Source organism: Luteibacter aegosomaticola, assembly GCF_023078475.1.
GTDB lineage: Bacteria > Pseudomonadota > Gammaproteobacteria > Xanthomonadales > Rhodanobacteraceae > Luteibacter > Luteibacter aegosomaticola.
The window spans coordinates 3,791,258-3,807,045 of record NZ_CP095741.1 but is presented as its reverse complement, the minus strand read 5'-3'; the positions used below and the strand labels follow the sequence as shown (position 1 = coordinate 3,807,045).

Annotated in this window: 11 protein-coding genes and 1 pseudogene; 3 read left to right on the top strand and 9 right to left on the bottom strand. The window is 65.2% G+C overall.

What is annotated here, in order from left to right; all coding sequences use genetic code 11:
• Positions 1 to 9: 9 nt before the first annotated feature.
• The 9 genes from bamA to rpsB all read right to left on the bottom strand — a co-directional run bounded on the left by bamA (position 10) and on the right by rpsB (position 11,093).
• A complete protein-coding gene (gene bamA / locus L2Y96_RS16955; RefSeq protein ID WP_247328510.1) occupies positions 10 to 2,436 on the bottom strand; it encodes an outer membrane protein assembly factor BamA in 2,427 nt (808 codons plus the stop codon).
• Between the two features lie 141 nt (positions 2,437 to 2,577).
• Complete coding sequence (rseP, locus tag L2Y96_RS16950; RefSeq protein ID WP_247328508.1) at positions 2,578 to 3,921, bottom strand: RIP metalloprotease RseP; 1,344 nt, start codon at positions 3,919 to 3,921, stop codon at positions 2,578 to 2,580.
• A gap of 42 nt (positions 3,922 to 3,963) precedes the next feature.
• Positions 3,964 to 5,142: a 1-deoxy-D-xylulose-5-phosphate reductoisomerase gene (locus tag L2Y96_RS16945; RefSeq protein ID WP_247337105.1), complete on the bottom strand. Its 1,179-nt coding sequence runs from the start codon at positions 5,140 to 5,142 to the stop codon at positions 3,964 to 3,966.
• Between the two features lie 8 nt (positions 5,143 to 5,150).
• Positions 5,151 to 5,969, bottom strand: coding sequence for a phosphatidate cytidylyltransferase (locus tag L2Y96_RS16940; RefSeq protein ID WP_247328506.1), 819 nt, complete (start codon positions 5,967 to 5,969; stop codon positions 5,151 to 5,153).
• 12 nt (positions 5,970 to 5,981) lie between these two features.
• Positions 5,982 to 6,719, bottom strand: coding sequence for a polyprenyl diphosphate synthase (gene uppS / locus L2Y96_RS16935; protein ID WP_247328504.1), 738 nt, complete (start codon positions 6,717 to 6,719; stop codon positions 5,982 to 5,984).
• Between the two features lie 21 nt (positions 6,720 to 6,740).
• Positions 6,741 to 7,298, bottom strand: coding sequence for a ribosome recycling factor (frr, locus tag L2Y96_RS16930; protein WP_247328501.1), 558 nt, complete (start codon positions 7,296 to 7,298; stop codon positions 6,741 to 6,743).
• Between the two features lie 60 nt (positions 7,299 to 7,358).
• Positions 7,359 to 8,081: a UMP kinase gene (gene pyrH, locus L2Y96_RS16925; RefSeq protein ID WP_247328499.1), complete on the bottom strand. Its 723-nt coding sequence runs from the start codon at positions 8,079 to 8,081 to the stop codon at positions 7,359 to 7,361.
• 1,191 nt (positions 8,082 to 9,272) lie between these two features.
• Positions 9,273 to 10,151 (bottom strand): translation elongation factor Ts, encoded by an 879-nt coding sequence (tsf, locus tag L2Y96_RS16920; RefSeq protein WP_247328497.1) that lies wholly within the window; start codon positions 10,149 to 10,151, stop codon positions 9,273 to 9,275.
• Between the two features lie 84 nt (positions 10,152 to 10,235).
• A complete protein-coding gene (gene rpsB / locus L2Y96_RS16915; RefSeq protein WP_045828687.1) occupies positions 10,236 to 11,093 on the bottom strand; it encodes a 30S ribosomal protein S2 in 858 nt (285 codons plus the stop codon).
• 383 nt (positions 11,094 to 11,476) lie between these two features.
• Between rpsB and map the strand changes: the two genes are divergently transcribed.
• The 3 genes and pseudogenes from map to dapD all read left to right on the top strand — a co-directional run bounded on the left by map (position 11,477) and on the right by dapD (position 15,785).
• Positions 11,477 to 12,244 (top strand): type I methionyl aminopeptidase, encoded by a 768-nt coding sequence (map, locus tag L2Y96_RS16910; RefSeq protein WP_247328495.1) that lies wholly within the window; start codon positions 11,477 to 11,479, stop codon positions 12,242 to 12,244.
• A gap of 63 nt (positions 12,245 to 12,307) precedes the next feature.
• Positions 12,308 to 14,854 (top strand): annotated as a pseudogene (glnD, locus tag L2Y96_RS16905) ([protein-PII] uridylyltransferase); the annotation flags it as partial.
• Entirely contained in the window at positions 14,793 to 15,785 is a 993-nt protein-coding gene (gene dapD / locus L2Y96_RS16900) for a 2,3,4,5-tetrahydropyridine-2,6-dicarboxylate N-succinyltransferase (RefSeq protein WP_425492433.1), read from the top strand. The pseudogene glnD and the gene dapD, both read left to right, overlap by 62 nt.
• Positions 15,786 to 15,788 lie beyond the last annotated feature (3 nt).

The window sequence follows — 15,788 nt, the reverse complement described above, 5'->3', positions numbered from 1 at the left end:
GTGCGATTTTTAGAACTGGTTGCCGAAGGTGAACTGGATGCGTTCGACGAAGCGGTTGTCGCCGGCCTGCTTACGGAACGGCACCGCGAAGTTGATGATCAGCGGGCCGATCGGCGCCTGCCACTGCAGCGAGAGACCGGTGGAGGCACGCAGCTCGCTGGCCTTGAACGTGGAGTAGCTCTCGTAGACGTTACCGACGTCGACGAACCACGACACGCGGGCGGTGTTCACATCCTTCAGGAACGGCAGCGGCAGGAAGACCTGCGCGGTACCGAGGGTCTTGAACGCGCCACCGACCGGCTGGCCGTAGCTGTAATAGCCGCCCGAGCACTGGTTCTTCTTGTCCGGCGTGGAGCTGAGGCTGCCGCCGTCGCACAGGCGGGGACCCAGGGTGTTGTCCTGGAAGCCGCGGACGTCGCGCACACCACCGGCGTAGTAGTTCTCCCAGAACGGGAACGCGACCTTGTCGCCCTTCTTGTAGATGACGTCGTTGAAGTTCGGCGAGCCATCGGCGTTGGTGCCGTAGCCGTCGTGGTCGTAGGTCTGGCCGTACGTCTTGCCGTAACCGACCTGGCCATCGAGGTAGAGCACGAAGCCCTTGCCGATCGGCCAGTAATGGTTGGCTTCGCCGAAGATCTTGTAGTACTGCACGGTGGAACCGGGCAGGGCACCCGAGATCGACAGCGAGAGCTGGCCACCGCGGGTCGGTGCCCAGTAGCTGTTACGCGTATCGTGGGTGTAACCCAGGCTCGACGTCCACGAATGGATCGTCTTGTTGCCCAGGGCATCCTGGTAGGCCACCAGCTGGCGCGGCGTGTAGTACGAGCTGTTGATCAGGTTCGAGCTGATACCCAAGCTGGTCGACAGCGAATCGAAGTCGGTGATCGGGAACGACAGCGTCGTTTCGAACGACTTGGTGCTGTACGTGTAGTTCGCCAGATCGGTATCGCCGTAATCGAGCTTGCTGTAGCCGAGGTTGTAACCCAGCGAGATGCCCGAATCGGTGAGGTACGGGTTCACGTAGCTCGCGTTGACGCGCTTGTAGTACGTGCTGGTTTCCGCGCCGATCGAGAAGCGGTCACCGGTACCCATGAAGTTGTTCTGCGACACCGACGCCGACAGGATGATGCCGGAGTACTGCGAGTAACCCACGCCGAACATGAGCGAGCCCGCGGACTGCTCTTCCACCTTGGCGGTGAGGTCCACCTGGTCGACGGTGCCCGGGACCAGCTGCTTGTCGATGTCGACCGTCTTGAAGAAGCCGAGGCGCTGCAGACGGGTCTTCGAACGATCGATGGCGCCCTGCGAGTACCACGCGCCTTCGAGCTGGCGCATTTCGCGACGCATCACCTCGTCTTCCGTGCGGGTATTGCCTTGGAAGACGACGCGGCGCACGTACACGCGCTTGCCCGGTTCGATGAACAGGGTGAGGTCGGCGGTGCGCTTATCCTTGTCCAGCTTCGGCACCGGGGTGACCTTGGCGAACGCGTAGCCGATGTTGGCGAGGATCGCCTTGATCGCATCGCTCGACGCTTCGATGGCGGCGCGGTTGAAGGTGTCGCCCTTGTGGATATAGACCAGCTTGCGCAGGGTCTCTTCCGGCAGGATCAGCTCACCGAGCAGCTTCACGTCGGAGACGGTATAGACCTCGCCTTCCTTCACGCTGGCATCGACGTACATGGCGCGCTTGTCCGGGCTGATCGCCACCTGCGTGGAATCGATGCCGAAATCGGCGTAGCCGCGGTTCATGTAGTAATTGCTGAGCTTTTCCAGATCGCCCGAGAGCTTCTCGCGCGAATACTGGTCGTCCTTGGAGTACCAGGACAGCCAGTTGGAGGTATTCGATTCAAAGCCGTCGCGGATTTCCTTGTCCGTGAACGCCTTGTTGCCGACGACGTTGATTTCCTTGATCTTGGCGGCCTTGCCTTCGCGGATTTCGATATCCACGGCAACTCGGTTGCGATCGAGCTGGGTCACGTGCGGATCGACGGAAACGTTGTACTTGCCGCGGTTGTAGTACTGGCGGATCAGTTCCTGCTGCACGCGGTCGAGCGAGAGACGGTCGAAGGTTTCGCCCTCGGCCAGGCCGATCTCCTTCAGGCCCTTGCGCAGGTCGTCTTCCTTGATGTCCTTGTTGCCGCGCAGTGTGAGCTTGGCGATAGCCGGGCGCTCGACCACCTTGATGACCAGGATGTCGCCTTCGCGCTCGACTTCGACATCGCTGAAGAACTTGGTCTGGTAGAGGGCGCGGATGGCGGCCTGGGCCTTGTCATCGCTGAGGGTGTCGCCCTTCTCGATCGGCAGGTAGCTCAGCACCGTGCCTTGCGCAATGCGGGTCAGGCCATCGATACGGATATCGGAAACGACAAACGGCTCGAAGGCAAGCGCATTGGCGGACAGGGAGGCAAGCAGGATCAGGGCGGCGATACGCTTCATCGTCGATTCCAATGGGTTAATTCCAGCCACCGGCGGACGAGGCCGGTGACCGAAGAGGAGCACGTGCCGGACTCATGCCCGGCATCGTCTGGCCGCGGGCGCGTGAGCCCCCGAGGCCGGGAAAAGAGAGGTGCGCCCCCGTCACGAGACGAGCATGCGCTGGATGTCGTTGAAAAACGCCAACCCCATCAACGTAAACAGCAGAGCGAGCCCAACATACTGGCCGGCGATCATGGTGCGTTCGCTGACCGGGCTGCCTTTGACCAACTCAATAAGGTAATACAGCAGGTGTCCCCCGTCCAAGACGGGGATCGGCAGCAGGTTCAAGATCGCAAGACTCAGCGATACCAGCGCCAGGAAGTTGAGGAACCAGCCCAGGCCCTGGTTGGCCGCGCTGTTGGCCACCTGCGCGATGCCAATGACGCCCGAGATGTTCTTGGCCGAGGCCTGTCCCGAGAGCATCTTGCCGATCATGCCGAGGGTGGACGTGGCACCCGACCACGTCGAGTGCAGGGACTCGGTGAACGCACGCACCGGGCCATAGCGCAGGGTGGCGACTTCCAGGGGCTTGCCGGCGATGCCGACGAGCCAACGGGTCGGCTGGCCCTGCTCGGAGGCCATGCGGGCGGTCACGTCCAGCGTGGAGGCTTTGCCATCGCGCTCGATACCCAGGGCCAGCTTGGGCGATGTGGCCGCCTGCGCCTGGACGAGCTTGGTGAAGCCGGAGAAATCGTCGACGGCCTGGCCGTTGACCGTGGTGATGCGGTCGCCCGGGTGCAGGCCAGCGAGTGCGGCGGGATCGCCGGGCACGACCTGATCAATGATGGCGGGCGGGGATTCGAGGTCGAGGCCCAGTTCGCGGAACCGCTTGCCGGCGTCGCCAAACGCCAGGTTCTGCACGGGGAGCACGACGTTACGTTCGCTGCCATCGGTGCCGCGCACGTGCACCGGCACCGGCTCGTTACCGAGCAGGCCGTTGAACAGCACGTCGGTGGCATCGCTCCAGGTCGATACCGCCGTGCCGTCGACGGCCAGCAGGCGATCGCCCGGGTGGATGCCCGCCACGGCGGCCGGGGAACCCGGGGTGGCCGCGATGATCGGGGCCACGTCCGGGCGGCCGACCATATACATGGCCCAGAAGGCCACGATGGTGAACACGAGGTTGAAGACCGGGCCGGCGGCGACGATGGCGATGCGCTTCCACACGGATTTGCCGGTGAATTCTTCGGCGCGCTCGCTCTCGGGTACGTCGCCTTCGCGGGCGTCCAGCATCTTCACATAGCCGCCGAGCGGGATGGCGGCGATCTGGTATTCGGTGCCGTCTTTCGCGACGCGACGCCACAGCGGCCGGCCAAAGCCCACCGAAAAGCGCAGGACGCGCACGCCACAGCGGCGCGCGACCCAGTAGTGGCCGAATTCGTGGAAGGTCACCAGGACGCCAAGCGTCACCAGCAGCCAGAACACGGAACCGAGGAATGGGCTCATCTGAGGGGGCGGGTCTCGAAAAAACGTTTGGGTGGAACGAGTTTAGCAGTAAGCGCGGTGGAGCACGCCCCGGGCGGCCCGTCGGGCTTCGGCATCACGCTCGACAAGGGTCTGGACATCGACCACAGGATTGGCCGGCAGTTCCTCAAGAACGCGTTCAACGACCTCGGCGATGCCCAGGAAGGGTAGGGTGCCGGCGAGGAAAGCCTCCACGGCCACCTCGTTCGCCGCGTTCAGGATGGCCGTGGCGTCGCCCCCGGCGCGCAGGGCCTGGAAGGCCAGGGCGAGGCAGCGGAAGGTCTCCAGATCGGGTTGCTCGAAGTCCAGCCGGGCATGGGCAGCCAGGTCCAGCGGGGCCACGCCGGCGTCGATGCGCTCGGGGTAGGCCAGCGCGCAGGCGATGGCGGTGCGCATGTCCGGGTTGCCCAGCTGGGCCAGTACCGAGCCATCGACGTAGTCCACCATCGAATGGACAAGGCTCTGCGGATGGACGACCACATCGATGGCGTCGGCCGGTGCCGCGAAAAGGTGGTGGGCCTCGATAACTTCGAGGCCTTTATTCATCAACGTCGCCGAATCCACCGAGATCTTCCGGCCCATGGACCATTTCGGATGGGCACAGGCCTGGTCCGGCGTGATCGTGCCGAGCTCGGCGCGGGTCTTCCCGCGGAACGGGCCGCCCGACGCCGTAAGAATGAGCCGACGCACACCTGCGCCGTTCAGGTTCGGGCGCCCGCCAGGCAGGCACTGGAAAATGGCGTTGTGTTCGGAATCGACCGGAATGAGATCCCCGCCACCGTCGCGCAGGGCCTGGAGCAGCAGTTCGCCGCCCATCACGATGGATTCCTTGTTCGCCAGCAGGAGGCGCTTGCCGGCCCGCGCCGCTGCCAGCGTGGAATCGAGACCCGCCGCGCCCACGATGGCTGCGACGACCGTATCGCAGAGCGGCCCCGCGGCGGCGGCGGTAACCGCGTCGGCGCCCGAAGCGATCTCGCAGCGCACGCCAGCGGCCGCCAGGCGGCGCGCGAGATCGGCTTCCATCGACGGATCGGCCACGATGGCCAGATCCGGACGGAAACGCTCACAGAGCTTGGCCAGCGCTTCGGTGCCGCGATTCGCGACGAGCACGCTGGCACGGAAACGGTCCGGGTGGCGCGCGATGACATCCAGCGTGCTGGTGCCGATCGAACCCGTGGCGCCGAGGACCCCTACCTGGCGGATGGCCATGGCTACAGGCCTAGCAGGAGCTTGCCCGCCGCGAAGATCGGCAGGGCCGCGAAGACGCTATCCAGGCGATCGAGCAGGCCACCGTGGCCGGGGATGAGGTTGCCGGAATCCTTGACCGAAGCGTGGCGCTTCATCAGGCTTTCGAAGAGATCGCCGACGACCGCTACGGCTACGGTGATGACGCCCAGGATGGTCAGGCCAACAAGCTTCGCCCCATCTTCAACGCCCAGCAGCCAGCCGCCGACGAAGGCTACGAGGCCTCCGCCAACAACGGCACCGTAAACACCGGCCCAGGTCTTCCCAGGGGAAATCCTCGGTGCCAGCTTGCGGCGGCCGAAGTAGCGGCCGCTGAAGTAGGCACCGGTGTCTGCGGCCCACACGATGGCCAGCGCGAGCAGGGTCCACCAGTGGCCGCGATCGCTGGCGTGGAGATCGGTGGCGGCGGCCAGCGCCGGCAGGATGACAAGGACGCCCGCACCGAGCTTCAGCATGCGGTTTTCGTTGTTGGGTGCGGCGGCGAACGTAAAATGGCGCAGCCAGAAACAGCAGCCGATCCACCACGCCACGCCGGCGAAGGTAAGCGCGGCCAGCAGGCCATGCGTGCTCACGACCAACATCACGACGAAGACGACGGCAGCGGCGGCGGCAACGATGCCGCGGCTCACCGGGGTGCGGAAGCCCGCAAGCTGCGCCCATTCCCACGCCGCGCCGACGAAGACGATGGCGACCACCGCCGCGAAAAAGGTAGTCGGCGGCAGCAGGATGAGGGCGAGCACCGCCGGAAGGAGGATCAGCGCGGTGATGATGCGTTGCTTCAGCATGGGGGTCCGGCGTTAGCCTGCGGCGACCTGCTCGCCCGTGCGGCCATAGCGGCGCTCACGGCGGGCATAGTCGTCCAGAGCCTCGGCGAGGCAGGCCTGGTCGACATCGGGCCACAGGGTGTCGGTGAAATAGAGCTCGGCGTAGGCAAGCTGCCAGAGCAGGAAGTTGCTCACCCGGCGTTCGCCGCCGGTGCGGATGAAAAGATCGAGCGGCGGCTGGTCGGCGAGGCAGGTGAAGCTGTTGAGGCGCTGCTCGTCGAGTTCGGCCAGTGAAAACTCGCCGCGCGCCGCGGCTTCGGCGGCCAGGCGCGCCGCGTTGGCGATATCCCAGCGGCCACCGTAATTCACGGCGACGTTCATGTTCAGCGCGATGTTGCCGGAGGTGCGCTCCATGGCGCCGAGCATGCGTGCGCGAAGCTCGGGTGCGAAGGCTTCCAGATCGCCCACGAAGCGAATGCGCACGCCGTTGCCGTGCAGCTCATCCACTTCCCGGTCGATGGCCTTCAGGAACAGCTCCATGAGCGCCGAGACCTCGGTGGCCGGCCGCGACCAGTTCTCACTGGAGAAGGCGAACAGCGTCAGCGAGGCGACGCCGCGCTGGAGGCAGAATTCGACGGCCGTACGCACGGCCTTCTGGCCGGCGTGGTGGCCAAACGTCCGCGGGCGAAGACGCTGCTTCGCCCAGCGGCCGTTGCCATCCATGACGATGGCGATGTGGCGGGGAACCCGGGCATCGGGTTTCGCGGCCATGGGCGCAGGACCGATGGCGCGTCAGAGCGCCATCAGCTCCTTTTCCTTTTCCTTGACGACGTCGTCCACTTCCTTGATGAACTTGTCGGTCAGCTTCTGGATGTCGTCATCGGCACGCTTCTTGTCGTCTTCCGTAACGGCCTTGTCCTTCAGGAGCTTGTCGACGTGCTGGATGGCATCGCGACGGACGTTGCGGATGGCGATCTTGGCCTGCTCGCCTTCCTTAGCCACGGTCTTGGCGAGCTCCTTGCGGCGCTCCTCGGTCGGCGGCGGGAAGTTCAGGCGGATGTCCATGCCCATGGTGGTCGGCGTGATGCCGAGATCGGATGCCATGATGGCCTTTTCGATCGGGCCGATCATGGCCTTGTCGAATGGCTTGACGGACAGCGAACGTGCGTCGGGCGTGGTGACGTTGGCGACCTGCGAGAGCGGGGTATCGCTGCCGTAATAGGGCACGCGGATGTTCTCGAGGATCGCGGGGTTGGCGCGACCGGTGCGGATCGACTTGAGGTCGTGCTTGAGCGAATCGATGCTCTTGCCCATGCGGGTCTCAGCATCTTTCTTGATGTCATTGATCATGGGCGGTTTTCCGGTGGATCTGGTCAGCAGGCGAGTATAGCAGGGCGGCCGGAGGCCGGTTTAGCCGGCGTCCACCAGGGTGCCCACGGGTTCGCCCTTCATGATCTTCATGAGGTTGCCGGGCTGGGTCATGTCGTAGATGCGCAGCGGGAGCTTGTTTTCGCGGCAGAGCGCGATGGCGGCGGTATCCATGACTTCGAGGCGGCGCTCGATGACCTGGTTGTAGCTGAGGTGGTCGTAGCGGGTGGCCGTGGGGTCGCGCTTGGGGTCGGCGCTGTAGACGCCGTCGACCTTGGTGGCCTTGAGCAGGAGATCGGCACCGATTTCGACGGCGCGAAGGGCGGCGGCGGAGTCGGTGGTGAAGAAGGGGTTGCCGATGCCGGCGGCGAAGAGGGCGACGCGGCCCTTTTCGAGGTGGCGGATGGCGCGGCGGCGGATGAAGTCTTCGCAGACTTCGTTGATCTTGATGGCGCTCATGGTGCGGGCTTCGCCGCCGAGCTTCTCGATGGCGTCCTGCATGGCGAGGGCGTTCATGACGGTGGCGAGCATGCCCATGTGGTCGCCGGTGACGCGGTCCATGCCGGAGGCGGCGAGGCCGGCGCCGCGGAAGATGTTGCCGCCGCCGATGACGACGCCGACCTGGACGCCAGCGTCGATGACTTCGAGGATTTCCTTGGCGAGACGGCCGATGACCTTGGGGTCGATACCGTAGTCTTCGCTGCCCATCAGGGCTTCACCGGAGAGCTTGAGCAGGATGCGGCGGTGGTTCAGCGGGGTGCTCATGGGGGGTCTCCAGTTTGTGTGAGGCAAAACGGCGGTAGTGTAGCGCGGCGGCTTTGTTACAGGCACGTGAAAAAGTGTCGCTGTTCACGTCGGGACGCCTTTACTGGCCGTGCTTTTTGAATCGGTTCATTCGCTGGCGCGAATGCATGTTTGGTCGAGCGGGCTCGCCTTCGTCATCGCGTTGGGCTGGCTCGGCTTACGCCATCGCGTTAGCGCTCGGACGTCTCTGGAAAGAGCCCTCGGCGCCCACCCTCGCTGCTCAGACAGGTCCTCGTCGTTCGAAAAGGAGTGCCCCTGCGGGGCAAATGTACTTATTGCCCTACGGGCGCGAACCGGCAGCCGGGCGGGGCTTTTCGACGAGACGTCCCTGTCTCGTCGAAAAGGAACGGCCATCCATGGCCGTCCCCCCTGCGGGGCTGTTCCCGCCCGGCTGCCTCGCCTGCGAAACTCGCCTCGAGGGTGGGCGCCGAGGACTCTCCGAAGCACTGAGAGCGTGTGATGGGAGAGCCAGCACCATGGTCGTGGCGGCAGGCCTTGTCGCCCGAGGTGCGACCTACCCACAAGCCAACGCCCACCCCCGTAGGAGCCCACCCTGTGGGCGACGCCGTTCGCGGCAGACTCCGGATCTTGCGGCGTGTGGCTCTTGATCGATCGTGCCGTGCGACAGGGCCTGAGCGGTGAGGCGAAAGATGTCGCCCACAGGGTGGGCTCCTACGGCCGGGTGTTTCGGCCGTTTGTCAGGTGTGGGGTGCCGCGAGGTCGGCCGTGTTGCCGGCGGTGGCTTTCCCACCGATCCGCCTCAGTGTGTCCGAGAGCCCTTGGCGCCCACCCTCGAGGCGAGTTTCGGAGACGAGGCGGGCGGACGGGAACAGCCGCCACAGGCGGGGCCGGCCACGGATGGCCGGTCGTTTGAAACCGAGCCAGGGAAGGCGAGTTTCAAACCCCCGTCCGCACGCCGGTTCGCGCCCGTAGGGCAATAAGTACATGGCCCCGGAGGGGCGTCCCTTTCGAACGTTGGAGACTTGTCTGAGCAGCGAGGGTGGGTGCCAAGGGCTCTTTCCAGAGACGTCCGAGCGCCAACGCGATGGCCAAAGGCCGAGCCCCGCGAAGCCGAAGGCGAGCCGTCTCGAAACGCAGGCATAAAAAAAGCCCGGCAAATGCCGGGCTTTTTCGTTAGCGAGGCGGGGTGGCTTACGCCAGACCAGCCTGCTTCATCACTTCGGCAGCGAAGTCGTCGACCACCTTCTCGATGCCTTCGCCAACGGCGAGACGCTCGACGGAGATGATTTCCGCGCCACCCTTCTTCAGGGCATCAGCCACGGTAATCTCGGTGTCGATAACGTAGGCCTGGCCCACGAGGGTCACGTCGGCAAGGATCTTGTTGATCTTGCCCGACACGATCTTCTCGAGGATCTCGGCCGGCTTCTGCTTTTCCTTGTCCGACATCTTCGAGAGCTCGATTTCCTTTTCCTTCTCAAGGAAATCTGCCGGGACGTTTTCGACCTTGATGAACTTCGGGTTCATCGCAGCCACGTGCATGGCGATGCCCTTGGCCAGCTCTTCCGAGCCACCCTTGAGTGCCACGAGCACGCCGATGCGGCCGCCATGCGAGTACGCGCCCAGCACGCTGTCGGTCTCGACAGTGGCGATGCGGCGGACGTCGAACTTCTCGCCGATGGTCAGCGTGAGGGCCTTGGCGGCGTCTTCAACCGTGGTGTCGCCGAGCTTGGCGGCCTTCAGGGTCTCGATGTCCTTGGCGCCCGATTCGAGGGCGACGTTGGCCACATCCTTGGTGAACTGGATGAAGGCTTCGTTGCGCGACGAAAAGTCGGTTTCGCTGTTCACTTCGACCATGACGCCCTTGCCACCATGGGTGGCGACGGCGACGAGGCCTTCGGCGGCGACGCGGTCGGCCTTCTTGTCAGCCTTGGCCATGCCGTTCTTGCGCAGCCATTCCATCGCCGCTTCGATATCGCCATTGTTTTCGACGAGTGCCTTCTTGCACTCCATCATGCCGACGCCCGAACGCTCACGCAGATCCTTGACGAGGCTTGCAGAGATCTCAGCCATGGTAATTCCTCAAAGTTTTGAAGTGCGCCGCGGCGGGTGCCGCGGCGCGGGTAAAACGGAAGAGCGGGTTACGGGGTGGGGCGCTTACGCGCGGCCACGACCACCGTCACGGCCGCCTTCGCGACGCGGTGCACCCTTCTTGGCCGGGCCGCGGTCGTTGCGACGCTCGCCACGCGGGGCTTCGTCCTTAGCAACCGGGTTGCCGGCTTCGTCCATTTCCACGAACTCGTTGGCATCGCCACGGGCGGCGTGCTGCGGAGCGGCGGCCTTGCCTTCCAGGATGGAGTCGGCAGCGGCGCGGGCGTAGAGCTGGATGGCGCGGATGGCGTCGTCGTTACCCGGGATGGCGTAGTCGACGAGGGCCGGGTCGTAGTTGGTATCGACGACGGCGACGACCGGGATGCCGAGCTTGCGGGCTTCCTGGACGGCGATGTCTTCGTGGCCGATGTCCACGATGAAGAGGGCGTCCGGCAGGCGGTTCATGTCCTTGATGCCGCCCAGCGAGTTCTGGAGCTTCTCGCGCTCACGGCGACGGGCCAGCACTTCGTGCTTGACCAGGCGGTCGAACGAACCGTCGGTTTCGGCGGCTTCGAGTTCCTTCAGGCGGGCAACCGACTGCTTCACGGTGCGGAAGTTGGTCAGCATGCCGCCGAGCCAGCGGGCGGTGACGAACGGCTGGTTGGCGCGGCCGGCTTCTTCAGCCAGCGCTTCGCGGGCCGAACGCTTGGTGCCGACGAACAGGATGGTGCCGCCCTTCTGGGCCAGGCCCGAGAGGAAGTTCATCGCGTCGTTGAAGAGCGGAAGGGTCTTCTCGAGGTTGATGATGTGGATCTTGCCGCGGGCGCCGAAGATGTACGGAGCCATCTTGGGGTTCCAGTAGCGGGTCTGGTGGCCGAAATGGACGCCGGCTTCCAGCATCTCGCGCATGGTGACTTGTGCCATGGAATTACTCCTGGTGAACCGCTCTGGGGCGGTTCTATGGGGGTTGGGACCTCCACGCATCCCCGGCTTCGACCCTGCCCGTGCCGCGGAGCCTTTCGCTCGTCGACGGCGGGGCAAGGCACCCCGAAGGCGGTGCCGATGCGTGTGTGGCGTTAAAAGCGATTGCCTTGCGCCGGGCCAATGGTGGCGTCGTGCGGTTACAATCGCGCTTCGGTTTCGCTCCCGTGGCCAGGTAAAACTGGCATCGCCGGGCAGCAAAACTCGCTAATTGTAGCGCCCCCAGCCCATCCGCCGCAAGGCATGGGGTGGAAAACCAGCCGGGGCGCCGCCACGTGGGTGGAGAGCCCATCCCCCTGAGGGCAAAGGAAAAAGAGAGAGATACCATGGCAGTCGTACCGAAGACCCCCGAAGAGATCCAGGCCATGCGCGAAGCCGGCCGCCTCGCCGCCGAAGTGCTGGCCATGCTGGTGCCCCACGTAAAGCCCGGTGTCACCACCGAGGAACTGGACCGCCTGGCCCACGATCACATCGTGAACGTGCAGAAGGCCATCCCGGCCAATGTCGGCTACCGGGGCTTCCCGAAGACCGTCTGCACCTCGGTCAACCATGTGATCTGCCACGGCATTCCCACCGATACCAAGGTCCTGAAGGACGGCGACATCATCAATATCGATGTCACGGTCATCAAGGATGGCTGGCACGGCGATACCAGCCGCATGTACTTCGTCGGCACGCCCAGCGTGCTGGCCAAGCGCCTGGTCGAGACCACGTTCGAAGCCATGATGAAAGGCATCGAGGCGGTGAAGCCGGGCGCCACCCTGGGTGACGTCGGCGCCGCGATCCAGAAGCACGCCGAAGCGGCGGGTTTCTCGGTGGTCCGCGAGTATTGTGGCCACGGTATCGGCAAGGTCTACCACGACGAGCCGCAGGTGCTGCATTACGGCCGCCAGGGCACGGGCCTGGAGCTCAAGCCGGGCATGACCTTCACGGTCGAGCCGATGATCAACGCTGGTAAGCCGCACACCAAGTCGCTGCCCGATGGCTGGACAGTGGTCACCAAGGACCACTCGCTTTCAGCCCAGTGGGAGCACACCGTGGCCGTGACGGAAGACGGTTTCGAGATCCTGACACCCTGGCCGGACGCCGCTTAACGTTCCTCGCGCCCCCGGCCTGCGCGGCGTGGGGGCGCCAAACTACCGTCTAGGGGCCCTGACGTGACGCTTCCTCCGCTTCCACGCCTGCCCGCGGTCGTTCCCCGCTCCGGTGTTTCGCCGGAAGCGCGCCGCTCCCTGCGCCAGTTGCTGGGCGACTCCGATCGCGCCCTCAATACCGCCTTTGGCGAGGGGGAAGACGCCTCGGCCCTGGCCCGTCGCCGCGCGCAGATCGTCGAAAAAGTGGTTGTGCACGCCTGGGGCGCCTGCCTGGGCGACATGGCCGCCGCCACGCTGTTCGCCGTGGGCGGCTTCGGCCGCGGCATGCTGTTTCCCAGCTCCGACGTGGACCTGCTGGCCATGGTGGGCGAGAGCTCGCCGGCCCTGTATCGCGCGCTCGAGAACTTCTTCGCCTGTCTGTGGGATATTGGCCTGAAGCCCGGCCACGCGGTACGCACCGTGGCCCAGTGCCGCGAGCTTGCCGCCCAGGACGCCAGCGTGTTCACCAGCCTCCTTGATGGCCGCCGCCTGGCGGGCTGGCCGATTCTCGCGGATGAACTTCGCGGCATCCTGGATGACCCGGCCTTGTGGCCACCCCGGCAGTACCTCGCGGCGCGCCTCGCTGAGCGCGACGCGCGCCACGCCCGCTATGACGATACCGCCCAAAACCTCGAGCCGAACCTGAAGGACGGCCCCGGTGGCCTGCGCACGCTCGATGCGCTGCGCTGGCTGGGCCGTCGCCTGGCAAACGCCCCGGATTTCGACGCGATGATCGCCGAGGGCCTCCTGGAGCCGGTGGAGGCTGCGCGCCTCAGTCGTGCGGAGGAAACCCTGCGTCGTTACCGGTACGCATTGCACCTGGAAGCGGGGCGGGCCGAGGAGCGCCTGCTGTTCGACTACCAGCGTGCGCTGGCTACGCGGCTCGGTTTCGAGGATGAGCACGCCAAGAACCTGGGCGTCGAGCAGTTCATGCAGGGCTACTACCGCGCGGCCACGCAGATCGAGCGATCGGGCACGCAACTGGTCGAACGCTTCGAGGAGATGCTGGACCCGACGACCGAGCCTGAACCCATTGGCAGCGACTACCTGCGCTACGGCTCGCGCATTGCCGTCAGTAACCCGCACTTGTTTGTCCGCCGGCCCGCCGCGTTGGTGGAGATTTTCATTGCGCGCCTCGATGCGCCAGGCATCACCGGCTTTACGGCCGAAACGATGCGCCGGATCCAGCACGCGGTCTCACTGCACGGCGAAGGCCTGGCCGATGACCAGGCGGTACTCGATGCCTTCCTCGCCCTGCTGCGGCGTGGCGCACCGGCGGTGGATGCGTTGTGGCGGATGAATCGCCATGGCCTGCTTGCCGCGATCCTGCCGGCGTTCGGCAAGGTCGTCGGTCGCATGCAGTACGACCTTTTCCACGTGTACACGGTGGATGAGCACACGCTGCGCGTGCTACGTAACGTGGCGCGCTTTGCCGATGCGGGCGCACGCCGCGAATTCCCCCTGGGCTGCGAGATCTGGCCGCATATCGAACGCCCGGAGCTGATGCTGCTGGCGGCGTTGTTCCATGACATCGCCAAGGGGCGCGGTGGTGATCACTCGGTGCTCGGTGAAGAAGACGCGCGTGCCTTCTGCACCCGCCTGCGCCTGCCTGAGGAGCAGGTGGACCTCGTCGCATGGCTGGTTCGCCAGCACCTGCTGATGAGCACCACGGCACAGCGCCAGGACATCACCGATCCGGACGTGGTGCATCGGTTCGCTTCGGTCGTGGGCGATTGGGAACATCTCGATCACCTGTACCTGCTCACGATCGCGGACATCATCGGCACCAGCCCCAAACTATGGAACGCCTGGAAAGACCGCTTGCTGTCCGATCTTTACACCGCGACGCGTTTTGCCTTGCGCAGCGATATCAGCCATGCGGCCATTGCCGGCTCGCGCGTGCGCGAATGCCGTGAGCGTGCGTTGGGCATGCTCGTCGCCGAGCATTTCGCCGCGGACGATATCGCGAAAGTCTGGGCCGAGTTCCCCGACCTGAGCTTCCTGCGCCACCGGCCCGAGCAGATCGCGTGGCAGACCGCGGCCATCCTTCGCGCCGGCGGGGATACGCCGATGGTCGAAGTGCACCCGTTCTCCGTGCGTGGCAGCACCGAGCTGTTCGTCTATGCGGCGGACCGCGATGGCCTGTTTGCCACGGTCACGGCGGTGCTCGACCGCCTGCGCTTTTCCGTCGTCGAGGCGCGCATCCTGGTCTCGAATACCGGCATGGCCCTGGATACGTTCCTGCTGCTGGAATCGGATACCCAGGCGCCGGCCTCGCTGCAGCGTGCGGAAGAGTTACGCCTGCGTCTGATGCGCGCACTGGATCACCCCGAAGGGCACAGCGCACCCAAGCGCGGGATTTCGCGACACCTTCGGCATTTCCAGATGGCACCGCGCGTTACGTTCAACCCCGTGGGCGAGCGTACCCAGCTCGCCCTCGTATGTACCGACCGCCCCGGCCTGCTGGCCGCTGTGTCGCAGGCGCTGGCCGAAGCGGAGGTGCGCGTGCATGATGCGCGTATCGCCACGTTCGGCGAGCGCGTCGAAGATTTCTTCCAGCTCACCGACCGGAGCAACGCAGCCCTTTCGCCCGAGCGCCAGGAGATCCTGCGCGAGTGCCTGCTGCGCCATATTGGTTTCGAAACCCCCAGGACCCCTGTTGATGCAAATGCAAACGCTTGAATCCGTGATCGAGAGCGCCTTTGAGCGCCGTGCCGACCTGACCCAGAATGAGATCGAAGGCGATAACGGCCTGCGTGTGGTCGTCGATCAGGTGCTGAACCTGCTGGAATCGGGTGAGCGCCGCGTCGCCGAGCCGGATGGCAAGGGCGGTTGGGTTGTAAACGCCTGGTTGAAGAAAGCCGTGCTGCTGTATTTCCGCATGAACGGCAACCGCGTGATGGACGGCGGCCCGTCCAGCGCCTTCGACAAGGTGCCGCTGCGCTTCACCGACGGCGACACCACCGAATACGCAAACCTCGGCGCGCGCGTCGTTCCGGGCGCGCTCGTGCGCCGTGGCGCGCACATCGCGAAGGATGCGGTGCTGATGCCGAGCTACACCAACATCGGTGCCTATGTCGGCGCCGGCACCATGGTTGATACCTGGGCCACGGTGGGCTCGTGCGCGCAGATCGGTTCCGGCGTGCATCTCTCCGGTGGCGTGGGCATCGGTGGCGTGCTCGAGCCGCTGCAGGCGAACCCGACGATCATTGAAGACAACTGCTTCATCGGCGCGCGTTCGGAAGTCGTCGAAGGCGTGATCGTGGAGAAGGGCTCGGTGATCGGCATGGGCGTGTTCCTCGGCCAGTCCACGCGTATCTATAACCGCGCCACCGGCGAGGTCTCGTATGGCCGCGTGCCGGCGGGTAGCGTCGTCGTCGCGGGCAGCCTGCCGGCGAAGGATGGCAGCCACAGCCTGTATGCCGCGATCATCGTGAAGCAGGTGGACGAGAAGACCCGCTCGAAGACCGGCATCAACGAACTGCTGCGCAGCGGTGAGTGAGTC